The sequence below is a fragment of the Streptomyces sp. NPDC006997 genome (assembly GCF_040635175.1).
Lineage (GTDB): Bacteria > Actinomycetota > Actinomycetes > Streptomycetales > Streptomycetaceae > Streptomyces.
In genome coordinates, this window is sequence record NZ_JBEYHH010000028.1 from 47,325 (window position 1) to 62,493 (window position 15,169).

The following is a 15,169-nucleotide window of genomic DNA, read 5'->3' on the forward strand; positions in this document are numbered from 1 at the left end:
GTCCCCCGGGGAGCGTGGAAGTGGCGCATCATCTTGCCGGTTCGGCAAACCGAGGCGCCGCCGCCACCGGGGCGGGCGGCACCCGCACCGCCCACCCCGTGACGTGCCGTCAGGTCAGCCGACCACGGCCTGCCGGAGGTGACGTGTCGTGGCACGGGAGATTGAATCGTTTCAATTCCTGTCAAGCGACGGCTTCGCTAAGCCGGGGTTCCGGACCGGGTCAAGATCCCCGCACGTGCCTCTTTCCGGCCCGGGACAGCTCGGCCGCCGTGTGCCCAAGCAGCATCTCCAGCGCCGCCGGGTAGGCGCTGAGCGGCATCCGACGGGACAACAGGGGTGCTGTCGCCGCGATGTTGGGGTGGGTTTCGGCGGGCAGCCGGGCGTACGTGGAGTGCCACATCTCCTCGTCCCGGGCGCGGGCCTCGCCCGCCAGGGTGAGCGCCCCGGCGTCGAGCGCGGCGAAGGCCAGGCTCTGGTCGATGAACGTGTGGTAGACGCCGACCGCCACCGGGTCGGGCAGTCCGGCGCCGCGCAGGATGCCGAGGATGGTCTCGTCCACGGCGATCTCCCGGGGCCGCCCGCTGACCCGGCTGGCGGTGAGGACGGCCGCCTGCGGGTGGGCGAGGTAGGCGGCGTGGATCGCCAGCCCCAGGGCGCGCAGGTCCGTACGCCAGTCCCCGGTGGCCGTCCAGCCGTCGAGGGCGCGGCCCATCAACTCGTCGCCGATGGCCCGGGTCAGGTCGTCCATACCGGCGAAGTAGCGGTAGAGGGTGCTCGGATCGGCGCCGAGGGCCGCGCCGAGGCGGCGGGCCGTCAGGCCGGCGCCACCGTGTTCGCGCAGGACGCGCAGGGCGGTGCGCACGATGAGCTCCTCGGACAGCACGGTGCCGCCGCGGGTCGGCCGCCGCCGTCGGCGCGCGGCCTCCCCCACCACCTGCTTCGCCATACCGGTCGCCCCCTCGCCTTCCCTTGTCCGTCTTATGCCAACAGGGTTGACCTTATCTTCCGGCGTCTTGTTGCATCGGCCTCGTCCGGAGGCGCCCGCCTCCGGCGGAAAGGTGCTGTGACATGCGAGTCCTGCTCGTGGGCGCGGGCGGTGTCGGCACGGCCGTCACCCGGATCGCCGCCCGTCGTGACTTCCTCACCCACATGGTCGTCGCCGACTACGACCTCGGCCGCGCCGAGGCCGCGGTCGCGGCACTCGGGGAGCGGGGTGACCGGTTCGGCGCGCGGCGGCTGGACGCCTCGGACGAGGACGCGGTGCGCCGGGCGTTGACCGAGGAGCGGTGCGACGTGCTGCTCAACGCCACCGACCCGAGGTTCGTGATGCCGCTGTTCCGGGCGGCGCTGGCGGCCGGTGCGCACTACCTGGACATGGCGATGTCGCTGTCCGTGCCGCACGCCTCGCGGCCGTACGAGGAGTGCGGGGTGAAGCTCGGCGACGAGCAGTTCGCGCTGGCCGGACGGTGGGAGGAGGCGGGTCGGCTGGCGCTGGTCGGCATGGGCGTGGAGCCGGGCCTGTCGGACGTGTTCGCGCGGTACGCGGCCGACGAACTCTTCGACGACATCGAGGAGGTCGGCGTCCGCGACGGCGCGAACCTGGCGGTGGAGGGCTACGAGTTCGCCCCGTCCTTCAGCATCTGGACCACGCTGGAGGAGTGCCTCAACCCGCCGGTGGTCTACGAGGAGGACCGCGGCTGGTTCACCACGGCCCTGTTCAGTGAGCCCGAGGTGTTCGACTTCCCCGAGGGCATCGGCCCGGTGGAGTGCGTCAACGTCGAGCACGAGGAGGTGCTGCTGGTCCCCCGCTGGGTGGACGCCCGCCGGGTCACCTTCAAGTACGGGCTGGGCGCCGACTTCATCGCCCGGCTGAAGACCCTGCACGAACTGGGCCTGGCCGCCACCGCCCCGGTGACCGTGCCCGGCGGGGACGGGCGGCCGGTGCGGGTGTCCCCGCGCGACGTGGTCGCCGCCTGCCTGCCCGACCCGGCCACGCTCGGCGACCGGATGACGGGCAAGACGTGCGCCGGTACGTGGGTGAAGGGCACGAAGGACGGGGCGCCGCGCGAGGTGTACCTGTACCACGTCGTCGACAACCAGTGGTCGATGCGTGAATACGGTTCACAGGCGGTGGTGTGGCAGACGGCCGTCAACCCGGTCATCGCCCTGGAGCTGCTGGCCACCGGCGCGTGGACGGGCCGCGGCGTCCTCGGCCCGGAGGCCCTCCCACCGCGTCCGTTCCTGGACCTGCTCGGCGCGTACGGGTCGCCCTGGGGGCTGCGCGAGGAGGGATGACGGCGGCGGGGTCCGCGCCGGTGGGGGTGCCGTACCGGGCGAGGGCGTCCCCTACTCCACATGACACCCCGGCCGCCCCCCTTCGCGCGAATGACGGTCGGCGCGGGCATCGCGGGCCGGGTTCGCGGCTAGGGGCGTGTTGCGACAGTCCCGTCGTCCGTCCGCAGGACGGGCCGAGCGGCGTCTTGGAGGTCCCCCCTGCTCAAACGGAGCCGAGAGCTCGGGGGGAGCGTGCTCCCGGCGTGCCGGGCGGAAGCCCACGCGTAACCAGTACGTGGGCCTCCGCCCGGTGCGCCGAGTGGGGTCCCCCCTGCTCGAAGAGCTCGGGGGAGTGCCAGGCGTCGGGCGGCAGGCGGGACTCGCGCACCACGCCCCCAGGGCTTGGCCGCACCCCCACCCCGTACAAGGAGGTCCCACGCATGGTCGGCAGACACGCACCGGGCGGGCATCGCCTCGCCCTGGCCGCAGTCGGCACCCTCGGCGCCCTCGCCCTCGCGGCGTCCGGCCCGGCCGCGGCGGCGGCCGGACCGCCGCCCTCGCCCGGCGCCCCGCCCTCCGCCGCCCGGACGCTGGGCGCCGACCGGCCCTCGGCGCAGTTGCTGCGCGCCCTGCAGCGCGACCTCGGTCTGACACCGGCGCAGGCGGCCCAGCGGCTGGTCAACGAGGCGGAGGCGGGCACCCGGGCGGGCCTGCTGCGCAACGCCCTCGGTGAGCGGTTCGCCGGGGCCTGGCTGCGCGGCACGACCTCCGCCGAGCTGCACGTGGCGACCACGGACGCCGCGGACGTCGCCGCCATCGAGGCGCAGGGCGCCACGGCCACGGTCGTGGAGAAGCCGCTCAGCGAGCTGCGCGCGGTACGGGAGAAGCTGGACGCCGTCGCCGACGACGCCGCGACGGACCGCACCCCGGTCTGGTACGTCGACGTGCCCGGCAACCGGGTCGTCGTCCAGGCGGCCGACCGGGCGGCGGCGAACGCGTTCGTGAAGGCCGCGGGCGTCCAGGGCAGCGGGGTCGCCGTACGGGTGTCGGCGCAGCGGCCCCGGCTGATGGCGGACATCGTCGGCGGTGACGCCTACTACATCGACGACACCGCCCGCTGCTCCATCGGCTTCTCCGTCACCAAGGGCGAGCGGCAGGGCTTCGTCAGCGCGGGCCACTGCGGCAAGGCGGGCGCCAGGACCACCGGCCACGACAAGGCCGCCCAGGGGACCTTCCAGGCGTCCACCTTCCCGGGCAAGGACATGTCGTGGGTGGGGGTGAACGCCGAGTGGACCGCCAGCGCCGACGTCAAGGGCGAGGACGGCAAGAAGGTGCAGGTCGGCGGGTCGGTGCAGGCGCTGGTCGGGGCGTCGGTGTGCCGCTCGGGCTCCACCACGGGGTGGCGGTGCGGCACGGTCGAGCAGCACGACGCCAGCGTCAGCTACGCGCAGGGCACGGTGAACGGCCTGACGCAGACCACGGTGTGCGCCGAGCGCGGCGACTCCGGCGGCCCGTACCTCTCCGGTGCCCAGGCCCAGGGCGTCACCTCGGGCGGTCTCGGTGACTGCGCGACCGGCGGGACGACCTTCTTCCAGCCGGTCAACCCGATCCTCAGCGACTTCGGGCTGGTCCTGAAGACCGTGTCCGGCACCGCCCGGGTGCCCGCCGCGCAGGACAACAGCGCGGCGGGCGTGTGGTCGGCGGGGCGGGTGTACGCGGCGGGGGCCACGGTCCTCCACGCGGGCGTGCGCTACCAGTGCCTCCAGCCGCACCAGGCACAGGGCGGCTGGTCGCCGGAGGGTACTCCGGCGCTGTGGCAGCGGGTGTAGGAACCGCGCCCCGAGCGGCGTACGCGCTACTGCTCGTACAGCAGCGCGTACGCCGCAGCGATGAACGGGTCCCGGGCGCGGAAGCGCCGGGTGCACAGGGCGGCCAGGGCGGTGCCGGTGTCGGGACGGAAGCCGAGGAACGCCTGCTGGCCGAGGGTGGCGCCGCTGTGGAAGTACATCGGGCCGCCGTCCGTGGGGTGCCGGAACCAGGCCACCGTGTGGACGTGCCGGTGCCCGGCGCCGCGCCGCAGGACGGGGACGTGGACCGCCGTCAGCGCGTCCGCGAGCGGGGTGGCGCCGGGGTCCAGGTGGGCTTCGAGGAACGTCAGCAGGTCGTCGGGGGTGGCCCGGACGGCTCCGGCCGACGGGAAGCCGCCCGCGTCGAACGGCGGCACGGGGGTGCGGCCGTCCTTGCCGTGGCCCACGGCGTCGGCTCCCGGCCGCCCCGCGCGCAGGGCGGTGCCGGTCAGGCCGAGCGGGCCGAGGACGTGCCCGGCGACCAGGTCCTCCCAGGGGGTTCCGGTGGCGGCGGCGACGGCGTGGCCGAGGACGGCGACCCCGAAGTTGGAGTAGTGCCAGCGGGTGCCGGGGCGGTGCCGTGGCCGGTGGCGCAGGAAGGCGTCGACCACGCGGGCGGCGGGATAGCGGCCGTAGGGGTTGGTGCGCCAGGCGGGCAGCGCCCGCGGGAGGAAGTCGCGGGGCAGGGCGGGCAGTCCGGCGGTGTGGGTGACCAGGTGGGCCAGCGTCACCGGGTGCGGTCCCGGCCGCCGGCCGCCGGCCAGGCAGGCGGCGGCCGTCTCGCCGCCGGTCAGGTCGCCCCGCTGGACGAGGTGGGCCAGCAGCAGTCCCGTGAACGTCTTGGTGGCCGACCCGATCTCGTAGCGCGGGAGGGCGCGGCCGTTGGGGGGCGGTGGGGCGGTGCCGCCGGTGTGCACGAGGCGGTGGCCGTGCCGGGAGAGGGCGAAGACGGCGTCGGGGGCGTCGGAGGCGACCACGGCCGCCGCCAGCCGACGGCGCAGTCCGGCGAGGTCGGGCTCGCGAGCCCGCGGAGCGGCACCCGCCTCACCGGTCCGCGCGCCGTCGGCACTCGGCCAGGGCTGTCGCCGGGCCGTCATGACGCCGTGGGGACCAGGGCGCTGAGGACCCGTGAGGTGGCGAGTACCGAGGCGAAGGCGGCGACCAGCGTCGGGTGGTACACGAGGTCGAACACCTCGTCGGGGTCGCCGTCCGGCATGGCGCGGACGGCGGGCACGGCGCCGTCCGGCTGCTGAGCGGCGGCGAAGCCGGTCCAGGCGCGTTCGTCGAGCGCGGGGCGCGGCAGGCAGGCGTCGACGGCGAGGAGTTCACCGAGCAGGTCCCAGCGCCGCAGGTCCAGCCAGTCGTCGGTCCACACCGGCAGCCACAGTGCGAGGTAGTCGGCGACGCGCGGGGGCAGGCCGTCGGGGCGCTCGCCCCAGTCGGTGAGGTGGAAGACGGTGTGGGTGATGTCGTAGGCGGTGTGCCCCTCGACGGTCCACGGCTCCGGGGTCGCGGCGAGCCAGGTGGCGTCGGTGAGCGCGGACTCCGGTGGCCGGGGGGTGAGGCCGAAGCGGCGCTGGAAGGCGGAGAGGCCGAGGCGGCGGGTGGGGGTCACCGGGAACCTGGCCCAGCTGTCCAGGCGGTGGTTGAGGACGGTGGCGCGCTCCACCTCGGGCTGGCTGTAGCCGAGTTCCCGGAACGGCAGGTACACCTCGAAGGGGACGGTGGAGAACGGCTCGGTGCGCTGTGCGCGCACCAGCATCCGACCGCCGTCGAGGGTCTCGCGCCAGGTGTGGTCGAGGAGTTGGCGGGCGAGGTGCGCCTGCCGGGACCCGGCGACGCCCTCGCGGAAGAGGACGGTGCAGATCAGGGCCAGTTCGCCGATGGGCTTGAAGCGTTCCAGGAAGCCCACTTCGGGGTCGACGTCGGGCTGGAGCCGGAAGCCGTCGCGGTGTGCCCACAGCCACTCGATGGCCCTGGCGCCGACGTGGTGGATCAGACGGGGGTCGGTCATCCCAGCGCTCCTTGTCCGTCGTACCCGCCGGGCACGGCCGTCAGGGAGGGCGCCGCGTGCCGCGGTACGCCGCCGTGGACCGGGCGGGCGAGGGTCAGCACCGCCGCGAACAGGGCCATCAGCGTGGAGTGGTAGCAGTCGGCGAACTCCTCGCCGGTGGCGCCGGGCCAGGTGCCGTCCGGGCCGCCCTCCTCCGGGACGGCGCCCGAGGGGCGGCGGGCCGCCGCGAGCCGTTCCCAGGCGTCGGTGAGCAGGTGCGGGGCGGGCGGCCGGGGCAGGCTCGCCGCCACGGCCAGCAGTTCGCAGCCGAGGTCCCACATCCGGGCGTCCAGGCAGGTGTCGAGCCAGGGCGGCAGCCAGTGCAGCAGGTAGTCGGCGAGGCGGGCGGGCACGCCGTCGGGTGTGCGGCCCCAGTCGGTGAGGTGGAAGACGACGTGGGTGAGGGCGTAGCCGGAGGCGCGTTCGAAGGTCCACGGCTCCGGCAGTCCGCCCAGCCAGGTGCGGTCCAGGGCCCGCGCGGTCCGCTCGTGCGGGCGGATGCCGCTGTGCCGCTCGGCGTTGCGGACGCCGAGGCGCCGGGTCGGGTACTGCTCGGTCAGCCGCCAGCCCCGGGTGCGCGCCACCACGGCCGCGGCGTTCTCGTAGCCGGGGTGCCGGTAGCCCGCGGAGGCGAAGGCGGCGTACACCTCCAGGGGGTAGCTGGCGAAGGGTTCCAGGGCCTGTACGCGGCGGAACAGCTCGCCCTCGCCGGTCTGGTGCCAGGCGTGGCCGAGCAGTCCGGCCGCGCGGGTGTGCAGCGGGTCGCCCGGTGGGGTGCGGGCGGTGACGGTGGCGCAGACCTGGGCCAGTTCGCCGAGCGGCTTCCAGCTGCGGTTGACCTGGCCGTCGGCGGCGAGCGCGCCGTCGTCGAGCGTGAAGCGGTCGCGGTGGGCGTGCACCCAGTCCAGCGTGGTCCCGGCCAGCTGTCGTGCCCGGTCCGGCGGCGCGGCGGTCACCGCGGGACCCCCGCGGGGACGTGCAGCAGCCGGGCCGCCTCCAGTTGGAGGGCGACGCGCGGGTCGTCACCGCCCATCAGCCGTACGAAGTCCAGTCCGGCGGCGAGGCCGAGGGTGTCCGGCACGCCGTCCAGGAGGGTGAGCCAGCGTCCGGCGCCGGCCGCCTGCCGCCAGTCGCGGCGGCGTACCGCGCGGACGAAGCCGCGGGCGACGTCGACCGGTCGGCGCCGGGCCGCGCGGGCGACGGCGCAGTCCTCGCCGGGCAGCGCGAGGGGCGCGAGTACGGCGAGTTGGTGGGTGAGGGACTGCCAGGTCGCGTCGGCGAGCCAGCCCGCGTCCGGTTCCCGGTCCGGACCGCCGTCGTGACCGTCCGCGGACCGGCCGAGGCGGCGCAGGGTGCGGGTCATCGCCCAGTGGCCCCACACGACGCCGGGGGCGGCGTCGGCGCTCGGCGGGTGGGCGGTCACGGCCTGTTCGAACAGGGCGAGCCGTGCGGGGTCGGGCGGCAGCCGCAGCAGCACGCTGGGGAGCAGGGTGTCGGCCCCCAGCACCCGGACCGCGGCGCGGGCCAGGGCCTCGCTCGCGCCACCGGGGGGTGGCGGGGCGGTGCCGCCCGCTCGTGCGTGGTCTCCGCTCCTCAGAGCGGAGACCACGTCGCTCGCGAGGTCCAGCACCGTGCCCTGGAGGAGGGCCGAAGTACTCGACTCTGCCATCTGATCGCTCCCGTCGGTCCGTCAGCCCTTCTTCGGGCGCGGGGTCGGCGGCGAGAGCAGCAGTTGGGTCGCTCCGGACTGCAGGGCGAGCGCGGCGCACTCGCGGCTGTCGCGGAAGATCCCGTCGGCCTCGGCCGGGTCGAGGGCCGCCTCCAGTTCGGCGGTGTCGATACCGGTGACCTCTTCGGTGAGGTGCTCGATGTGCGTCATGCGCTTCATCTCCCTTGTGCGGTCCGGTTTCTCACCTCGCAAGTGCCCCATAACGGACATGTAATTCCATCAGTCACATAAATCTCTTGGTTCACTCCTTCAACTAGCGCACCCCGGTTCAGAACCTCGGCACCGGGGCGCGGCTCTCCACCAGCTCGGCCGCCTCCTCGGGGGTGGCGACGGACGGCGGGGACCCGGCCAGGGGCTGTCGCGCGGTCTCCTCCATGCAGGCGACCGCGACCACCCCGACCAGCGCCGCGCCCATGGCGTAGTACGCGGGCATCATGTCGCTCCCGGTGACCGAGATCAGCGCCGTGATCACCAGCGGGGTGGTGCCGCCGAAGAGGGACGCGGAGAGGTTGTAGCCGATGGACAGGCCGCCGTAGCGGACCTGGGTGGGGAAGAGCGCCGGGAGCGCCGCGGACATGGTGCCCAACATGCAGACCAGGGACAGCCCGAGCATCAGCATCCCCGCGCTGACCGCCACCCAGCCGCCCTGTTGGACCAGCAGGAACGCCGGGGCGGAGAGGAGGAGGAAGCCGAGCATCCCGGTCATCAGGACCGGTTTGCGGCCGTAGCGGTCGGAGATCCGGCCGACCTGGTTGATGACCAGCATCAGCACCACCATGGTGCCGATCAGGAGCAGCAGGCCGTGGGCCTCGGAGTAGCCCATCTCGTCGGAGAGGTAGGTCGGCATGTACGACAGGAACATGTAGTCGGTGACGTTGTAGGCGCCGACCAGGCAGACGCACAGGACCAGGGTCGGCCACTGCTCGCGGAAGATCTTCGCGAGGTCTCCCCTGGCGGTGGTCTCCACGGCGGAGGCGGCCTCGGTGGCCTTGTGCGCGGACTCGCCCTCCAGCTTCTGGAACGCGGGCGTCTCGTCCAGCCTCAGCCGCAGGTACAGCCCGACGGCCCCGATCGGCCCGGCGACCAGGAACGGCACCCGCCAGCCCCAGGACTCCATGCCGTCGCTGCCCAGCACCGAGGTCAGCAGCGTCACCAGGCCCGCCGCGCCGACGTACCCGGCGAGGGTGCCCAGTTCGAGGAAGCTGCCGAAGAACCCGCGGCGCCGGTCGGGGGCGTACTCGGCGATGAAGGTGGAGGCACCGCCGTACTCGCCGCCGGTGGAGAACCCCTGGACCAGCCGGAAGAGGATGAGCAGCACCGGCGCCCAGAAGCCGATCGCGGCGTACGACGGGATCAGGCCGATCGCGAAGGTGGCGGCCGCCATCATGATCATGGTGGTGGCGAGCACCTTCTTGCGGCCGATCTTGTCGCCCATCGGGCCGAAGACCATCCCACCGAGCGGCCGCACCAGGAACGACACCGCGAAGGTCGCGAACGACGAGATCAGCTGGACGGTGTCGTTCCCGGACGGGAAGAAGACCTGGCCGATGGTGACGGCGAGGTAGCTGTAGATGCCGAAGTCGAACCACTCCATGGCGTTGCCGAGGGAGGCCGCCTGCACCGCGCGGTGGACGGCGGCCTCGTCGGTGACCGTGATGTCGGTGCGGCGCAGGGGCGGGTTTCTGCGCCGCCGTGCGGCCCGGAACAGGGTCCGGTGGCGTTTGACCGCGTCGGGATGGACGGGGACGGCGGGTTCGGCGGGGTCAAGCTCCTCAGTCGCCACAGCGGCGCGTTCCTCTCTCCTCCTCGGCCGGTGTCCTGGTCTGCCCTCAGGCCGATCCTGCCTCAGCCGAGCGCCGCCAGCAGGTCGTCGCACGCCTGCTCGCAGCGGCGGCACGCCTCGGCGCACAGGCGGCAGTGCTCGTGCTGGTCGGCATGGGCGGCGCACTCGTCCGCGCACGCCTTGCAGACGGTGGCGCACGCCTGTAGGACCGCGCGGGTGACGTTGGCGTCGTAGCCGGTGTGCCGGGACAGCACCGACGCGGTGGTGTCGCAGATGTCGGCGCAGTCCATGTCGGTGCGGATGCACTTGGTCAGGTCGCCGACCATGCCCTCGGACAGACAGGCGTCCGCGCACGCCGTGCACGCCTGGGCACAGGCGAGGCACTCCTCGATACAGCGGGTGAGCCTCTCGCGGTCGACGCCGCCGAGGTCGGCCGGGTACGTCGCGAGCATGTCCTTGACCGTGGTCATCACGAACCTCCTTGCGTTCGTCTGCGGATGCCCTTGCGACTAGCCCGCCCACCGGGCCACAAACACGGAGGGACGGCGCGTGCGCACGGGAACTCCGGGAAGTAGCGTGACGTTCATCAGTTCGACAACGGCAGGGTGAGGGCGGGCGGCATGGCCGAGGAGCAGGTGGCGCGGGTGCCGCGCAAGACGTACGAGAGGGAACTGCTGCGTCTCCAGACGGAGCTGGCGAAGCTCCAGGAGTGGGTGCGCGCGGAGGGCGCCCGGCTGGTCGTCGTCTTCGAGGGGCGGGACGCGGCGGGCAAGGGCGGCACGATCAAGCGGGTCACGGAGCACCTGAACCCGCGCGTGGCGCGGATCGCGGCGCTGCCGAAGCCGACCGAGCGCGAGCGCACGCAGTGGTACTTCCAGAGGTACGTCGAGCAACTGCCCGCCGCCGGGGAGATCGTGCTGTTCGACCGCAGCTGGTACAACCGGGCCGGGGTCGAGCACGTGATGGGCTTCTGCACGCCGGAGGAGTACAAGCTGTTCCTCCGCCAGTGCCCGATCGTCGAGCGGATGCTCGTGGAGGACGGCATCCTGCTGCGCAAGTACTGGTTCTCGGTGAGCGACGCCGCGCAGCAGGAGCGTTTCCGGCGCCGTCTGGAGGACCCGCTGCGGCGCTGGAAGCTGTCGCCGATGGACCTGGAGTCGCTGACCCGCTGGGAGGACTACTCCCGCGCCAAGGACGAGATGCTGGTGCACACCGACATCCCCGAGGCTCCGTGGTACGTCGTCGAGAGCGACGACAAGCGCCGGGCGCGGCTGAACATGATCGCCCACCTGCTGGACTCGGTGCCGTACCAGGACGTGGCGCCGCCGGTCCTCGAACTGCCGGAGCGGCCGCCGTCTAAGGGCTACCAGCGCACCCCGCGCGACCTCCAGACCTACGTCCCCGACCACGCGGCCACGCTCTGACCCGCCGCGCGGGCACGCTCCGACCCGCCCGGCAGGCACGCTCCGACCCGCCGCGCGGGCACCCGGACCGGCCGGGTGCCCGCGCGCAGTCACCGCGGGAGTCCCGCTACAGGGCGCGCTCCAGCCGGTCCGCCATCAGCTTCACGAAGCGGGCGGGGTCCTTCGGCTGGCCGCCCTCGGCGAGGACCGCGAGGCCGTGCAGGAGTTCGGCCGTCTCGGCGAGCCCGGCGCGGTCCTCCCGCTCGGCGAACGCCTCCCTCAGCCCCCGCACCAGCGGGTGGCCGGGGTTCAGCTCCAGGATGCGCTTGGCTGGCGGCACCTCCTGGCCCATCGCGCGGTACATGTTCTCCAGCGCCGGGGTGATGTCGTCCGCGTCGGAGACGACACAGGCCGGGGAGACCGTCAGCCGCGACGACAGGCGCACCTCCTTGACGTCGTCGGCCAGCCGCTCCATGAGCCAGCCGAGGACGTCGGCGTACTCCTGGTCGAGCTTCTCCCGCTCGGCGTCGGAGGTGTCGTCCGTGCCGTCGCCGAGGTCGATCTCGCCCTTGGCGACGGAGCGCAGCGGCTTGCCGTCGAACTCGCCGACCGCGTCGGTCCAGACCTCGTCGACGGGATCGGTGAGCAGCAGCACCTCGACGCCCTTCGCGCGGAACGCCTCCATGTGCGGGGAGTTCTCGATGGCCTGCCGGGACTCGCCGGTCATGTAGTAGATGTCGGACTGCCCGTCCTTCATCCGCTCGACGTAGTCCTTCAGCGTGGTCGGCGCGGTCTCGTCGTGGCTGGTGGCGAAGGTGGCGGCGGCGAGGATCGCGTCGCGGTTGTCGGGGTCGGTGACCAGCCCCTCCTTCACCACGGCGCCGAACTCCCTCCAGCAGGTGGCGTACCGCTCCGGGTCGGCGGTCCGCAGGTCCTTCACCGAGGCGAGGACCTTCTTCGCCAGCCGCCGGTTCATCCGCTGGATCTGCCGGTCCTGCTGGAGGATCTCCCGGGACACGTTCAGCGAGAGGTCGGCGGCGTCGACGACGCCCTTGACGAAGCGCAGGTACGACGGGAGCAGCGCCTCGCAGTCGTCCATGATGAAGACCCGCTTCACGTACAGCTGCACGCCCCGCTTGTGGTCGCGGGTGAACAGGTCGTGCGGGGCGTGCGCGGGCAGGAACAGCAGCGCCTGGTACTCGAAGGTGCCCTCCGCCTGGAGGCGGATGGTCTCCAGCGGGTCGCGCCAGTCGTGGCTGATGTGCTTGTACAGCTCGTGGTACTCGTCGTCGGACACCTCCTCGCGCGGGCGCGCCCACAGCGCCTTCATCGAGTTCAGCGCCGCCGCCTCGCCGTCGCCGCCGCCGTCGCCGTCGGCGGGGGCGGGGGCGAGCCGGACGGGCCAGGTGATGAAGTCGGAGTACCGCTTGACGATCTCCCGGAGCTTCCACTCGGCGGTGTAGTCGGGCAGCTGGTCGTCGGGGTCGGCGGGCTTGAGGTGGAGGGTGACGGCGGTGCCCTGCGGGGCGTCCTCGTCCAGCCGCTCCAGCGTGTACGTGCCCTCGCCGCGGGAGGTCCAGCGGGTGCCGCCGTTCTCCCCCGCGCGCCGGGTGACGAGGGTGACCTCGTCGGCCACCATGAAGCTGGAGTAGAAGCCGACGCCGAACTGCCCGATCAGGCCCTCCGCCCCGGCACCGTCCTTCGCCTCGCGCAGCTCCGCCAGCAGCTTCGCGGTGCCCGAGTTGGCGATGGTGCCGATGAGTTCGGCCACTTCGTCGTACGACATCCCGATGCCGTTGTCCCGCACGGTCAGGGTGCGCGCGTCGGGGTCGGTCTCGATCCGGATGTGCAGGTCGGAGACGTCGGCGCCGAGGGAGTCGTCCCGTAGGGCGGCGATGCGCAGCTTGTCCAGCGCGTCGGAGGCGTTGGAGACGAGTTCGCGCAGGAACACGTCCCGGTTCGAGTAGATCGAGTGGATCATCAGCTGGAGCAGCTGACGGGCCTCGACTTGGAACTCAAACGTCTGGGTCGACATGGTTCGGGAGTACCTCACTGGATAACGGGGTCGCGGGACTTGGACCACCCCATGTTATGAGGTGACGCCCGGGGAGGTGACGCCGCGACAGAAGCAGGACGCCTGGACGGGCCCGCGTCGGGGACGAGGTCACGCAGCCGGTCGGCGACGGCGAGCGCCTGCTCGGGGGCCGGGGACATCTCCATGAGGTGGATGGAGAAGTGCAGGACGCCCGGGTGGCGGGCCCCGGCGTCGGCGGCGAGGACGCGATCCAGGACCGCCCGGGCCTCGACGGTGCGGGAGCCGGGGGCGGGCTGGCCGGTGGTGATGTCCCACAGCTGCCAGGGGGTGAGGTTCATCAGCGCGTCGGCGTAGAGGGCGGCCACGTCGGCGTCGTCGGGGGCGAGGTCGTGGGCGGCGCGCAGGGCGTCGGCGTAGGGCTCGTTCCAGACCGAGCAGTCGGCGACGGGGTCGGGCCGCGGGTAGCGGGCGCGCAGCGCGGAGATCAGGGCGCGTTCGACGGGGCTGGCGTGCGCGGCGGCCAGCCGGTGGGCGCGTTCGACGGCGGTGTGGGTGCGGTCGACGGTCCGGGTCAGCTCCCGCTCGTCGAAGGCGCTCCAGGGCTTGTTGTAGTGGGGGCCGAGGGCGTAGGCGATGCCCCAGTGAGCCATCGCGCAGTCGGGGTCGGCGGCGACGGCGGCCTCGAAGCAGGCGACGGCCTCCTCGTGGTGGAAGGCGTACGTCCACACCGGTCCGCGGTCGAACCAGCGCTGCGCCTCGGCCGACGCGGTCGTGACCGGGCGGGTGTGGGTGCCGAGGTCGTAGTAGTCCGTGTAGTCGGTGGCCCTGTCCACGCGGCCTCCCGGTCGGACGGCGGGTCCCTGCTTGCGCGGGGTGACCTTAACAAGCGGCACCCGCACCGCGGGTGATCACTTGGGGACTGTCTGCTACCGCGCTTTGAATGATCGCGAATAGCCCAGAACCGGCCATAATCCGAACCATGAGCAACCGCAATCCGGCTCGGCTGTACGTCCCCCCGCGTGGCCCCCGGCCCCGTCTCCCCCACCGTGTCCGTCCCCGCCGACGTGTTCCGCTGCGCGTCGGGGCGGCCGGCGCCGCCCCCGCCGCCCCGGCGCCCGCCGCGCCCGGCACGCGCCCCCGGCCCGCCACCCCGGTACAGGCGTGGCGGGAGCTGGCCGCGGGCAACCTGCGCTGGCGCACCTACCGTGAGCGGCACCCCGACGAGACACCGGCGGTCCGGCGGGCCCTGACGTCCGGGCAGCGGCCGTTCGCCGTGGTCCTCGGCTGCGTCGACTCCCGGGTCCCCCCGGAGCTGGTCTTCGACCAGGGCCTCGGCGACCTGCTCACCGTGCGCAGCGCGGGCCAGGTGCTGGACGAGGCGGTGCTGGGCAGCGTCGCGTACGGCGTGCTGGAGCTGTCGGCCCCGCTGGTGCTGGTCCTCGGCCACCAGTCGTGCGGCGCGGTGCGCGCCGCGGTGGAGGCGGAGGCGACGGGGGAGCCGCTGCCCGCGCACATCCAGTACCTGGCCGACCGGATAGCCCCGGCCATCGACCACTCCCTGGCGGGCGACGCCCGCGTGGACGCGACGGTGGACGCCAACGTGCGGCTCGTGCGCGCCCAGCTCGCGGCGGAGCCGGACCTCGCCGCCCGGATGGCGTCGGGCCGGCTGGCCGTCGTGGGCGCCCGCTACGAGCTGACGAGCCAGCTGGTCCACCGCCTCGGCTGACGGCCGCCGGTCAGTCGCCCAGCGCTCCAGCACGTCGCCCAGGCCGACGAACTCGAAGCCGGTCGCCGCGCGCTCGCAGGAGCCCGGGGCGGCGTCACCGCCCCGCACCACCAGCAGGCCGTGCGGGTAGCGGCGGCCGAACGGGGCGTTCAGGGCGGCGGCGCCGTCGCACTCCTCGGTCTCCTCGTCGTAGGTGCCGGGGACGCCGTACTCGCGCACCTGGTCGATCAGCCGCGGGGGCCGGTGAGGTCGGCCCGCAGCCGCCGGACGCCGGCGTCCTCCTGACCTCGTTCCATGATCGGATGCGGGGGCGGCCTCG

The 15,169-nt window shown here is 73.6% G+C and carries 13 protein-coding genes and 2 pseudogenes; 4 read left to right on the forward strand and 11 right to left on the reverse strand.

Annotated features, from left to right (window positions below; translation table 11 throughout):
• Positions 1–220: 220 nt before the first annotated feature.
• Complete coding sequence (locus ABZ659_RS25705; RefSeq protein WP_360224312.1) at positions 221–946, reverse strand: TetR/AcrR family transcriptional regulator; 726 nt, start codon at positions 944–946, stop codon at positions 221–223.
• Positions 947–1,068: 122 nt separating this feature from the next.
• On the opposite strand from ABZ659_RS25705, the gene ABZ659_RS25710 reads away from it, so the two are divergent.
• The gene (locus tag ABZ659_RS25710) at positions 1,069–2,295 is read left to right on the forward strand and encodes a saccharopine dehydrogenase C-terminal domain-containing protein (protein WP_360224314.1); all 1,227 of its coding nucleotides are present in this window, start codon (positions 1,069–1,071) and stop codon (positions 2,293–2,295) included.
• Positions 2,296–2,714: 419 nt separating this feature from the next.
• The gene (locus ABZ659_RS25715) at positions 2,715–4,103 is read left to right on the forward strand and encodes a carbohydrate-binding protein (RefSeq protein WP_360224316.1); all 1,389 of its coding nucleotides are present in this window, start codon (positions 2,715–2,717) and stop codon (positions 4,101–4,103) included.
• 26 nt (positions 4,104–4,129) lie between these two features.
• On the opposite strand, the gene ABZ659_RS25720 is transcribed toward ABZ659_RS25715, so the two are convergent.
• The 7 genes from ABZ659_RS25720 to ABZ659_RS25750 form a co-directional block, all read right to left on the reverse strand.
• A complete protein-coding gene (locus ABZ659_RS25720) occupies positions 4,130–5,218 on the reverse strand; it encodes a serine hydrolase domain-containing protein (protein ID WP_360224318.1) in 1,089 nt (362 codons plus the stop codon).
• Positions 5,215–6,135 (reverse strand): hypothetical protein, encoded by a 921-nt coding sequence (locus tag ABZ659_RS25725; RefSeq protein ID WP_360224320.1) that lies wholly within the window; start codon positions 6,133–6,135, stop codon positions 5,215–5,217. The genes ABZ659_RS25720 and ABZ659_RS25725 overlap by 4 nt, the downstream gene beginning before the upstream one ends.
• Positions 6,132–7,130: a hypothetical protein gene (locus ABZ659_RS25730; RefSeq protein ID WP_360224322.1), complete on the reverse strand. Its 999-nt coding sequence runs from the start codon at positions 7,128–7,130 to the stop codon at positions 6,132–6,134. The genes ABZ659_RS25725 and ABZ659_RS25730 overlap by 4 nt, the downstream gene beginning before the upstream one ends.
• On the reverse strand, positions 7,127–7,843 hold the full coding sequence (locus tag ABZ659_RS25735; protein WP_360224324.1) for a hypothetical protein: 717 nt from the start codon (positions 7,841–7,843) through the stop codon (positions 7,127–7,129). Before ABZ659_RS25735 ends, ABZ659_RS25730 begins: the two co-directional genes overlap by 4 nt.
• Before the next feature lie 21 nt (positions 7,844–7,864).
• On the reverse strand, positions 7,865–8,053 hold the full coding sequence (locus tag ABZ659_RS25740) for a hypothetical protein (protein WP_360224326.1): 189 nt from the start codon (positions 8,051–8,053) through the stop codon (positions 7,865–7,867).
• Between the two features lie 118 nt (positions 8,054–8,171).
• The gene (proP, locus tag ABZ659_RS25745; RefSeq protein WP_360224328.1) at positions 8,172–9,686 is read right to left on the reverse strand and encodes a glycine betaine/L-proline transporter ProP; all 1,515 of its coding nucleotides are present in this window, start codon (positions 9,684–9,686) and stop codon (positions 8,172–8,174) included.
• A gap of 62 nt (positions 9,687–9,748) precedes the next feature.
• The gene (locus tag ABZ659_RS25750) at positions 9,749–10,156 is read right to left on the reverse strand and encodes a four-helix bundle copper-binding protein (RefSeq protein WP_360224330.1); all 408 of its coding nucleotides are present in this window, start codon (positions 10,154–10,156) and stop codon (positions 9,749–9,751) included.
• Positions 10,157–10,306: 150 nt separating this feature from the next.
• Here ABZ659_RS25750 and ppk2 point away from each other — a divergent pair, with 150 nt between their 5' ends.
• Entirely contained in the window at positions 10,307–11,110 is an 804-nt protein-coding gene (ppk2, locus tag ABZ659_RS25755; protein ID WP_360224332.1) for a polyphosphate kinase 2, read from the forward strand.
• Positions 11,111–11,216: 106 nt separating this feature from the next.
• On the opposite strand, the gene htpG is transcribed toward ppk2, so the two are convergent.
• Entirely contained in the window at positions 11,217–13,124 is a 1,908-nt protein-coding gene (gene htpG / locus ABZ659_RS25760; RefSeq protein WP_360224334.1) for a molecular chaperone HtpG, read from the reverse strand.
• Positions 13,125–13,234: 110 nt separating this feature from the next.
• Positions 13,235–13,957: pseudogene (locus ABZ659_RS25765) on the reverse strand (hypothetical protein); the annotation flags it as partial.
• Positions 13,958–14,103: 146 nt separating this feature from the next.
• Between ABZ659_RS25765 and ABZ659_RS25770 the strand changes: the two are divergent.
• A complete protein-coding gene (locus tag ABZ659_RS25770) occupies positions 14,104–14,850 on the forward strand; it encodes a carbonic anhydrase (protein WP_360224336.1) in 747 nt (248 codons plus the stop codon).
• A gap of 24 nt (positions 14,851–14,874) precedes the next feature.
• Here the strand turns inward: ABZ659_RS25770 and ABZ659_RS25775 are convergent.
• A pseudogene (locus ABZ659_RS25775) lies at positions 14,875–15,137 on the reverse strand (hydrolase); the annotation flags it as partial.
• Positions 15,138–15,169 lie beyond the last annotated feature (32 nt).

Coding starts and splice junctions, on each gene's coding strand:
- ABZ659_RS25705 (WP_360224312.1), bottom strand. CDS start 946: ATGGCGAAGCAGGTGGTGGGGGAGGCCGCGCGCCGACGGCGGCGGCCG.
- ABZ659_RS25710 (WP_360224314.1), top strand. CDS start 1,069: ATGCGAGTCCTGCTCGTGGGCGCGGGCGGTGTCGGCACGGCCGTCACC.
- ABZ659_RS25715 (WP_360224316.1), top strand. CDS start 2,715: ATGGTCGGCAGACACGCACCGGGCGGGCATCGCCTCGCCCTGGCCGCA.
- ABZ659_RS25720 (WP_360224318.1), bottom strand. CDS start 5,218: ATGACGGCCCGGCGACAGCCCTGGCCGAGTGCCGACGGCGCGCGGACC.
- ABZ659_RS25725 (WP_360224320.1), bottom strand. CDS start 6,135: ATGACCGACCCCCGTCTGATCCACCACGTCGGCGCCAGGGCCATCGAG.
- ABZ659_RS25735 (WP_360224324.1), bottom strand. CDS start 7,843: ATGGCAGAGTCGAGTACTTCGGCCCTCCTCCAGGGCACGGTGCTGGAC.
- ABZ659_RS25740 (WP_360224326.1), bottom strand. CDS start 8,053: ATGACGCACATCGAGCACCTCACCGAAGAGGTCACCGGTATCGACACC.
- ABZ659_RS25750 (WP_360224330.1), bottom strand. CDS start 10,156: ATGACCACGGTCAAGGACATGCTCGCGACGTACCCGGCCGACCTCGGC.
- ppk2 (WP_360224332.1), top strand. CDS start 10,307: ATGGCCGAGGAGCAGGTGGCGCGGGTGCCGCGCAAGACGTACGAGAGG.
- htpG (WP_360224334.1), bottom strand. CDS start 13,124: ATGTCGACCCAGACGTTTGAGTTCCAAGTCGAGGCCCGTCAGCTGCTC.
- ABZ659_RS25770 (WP_360224336.1), top strand. CDS start 14,104: ATGAGCAACCGCAATCCGGCTCGGCTGTACGTCCCCCCGCGTGGCCCC.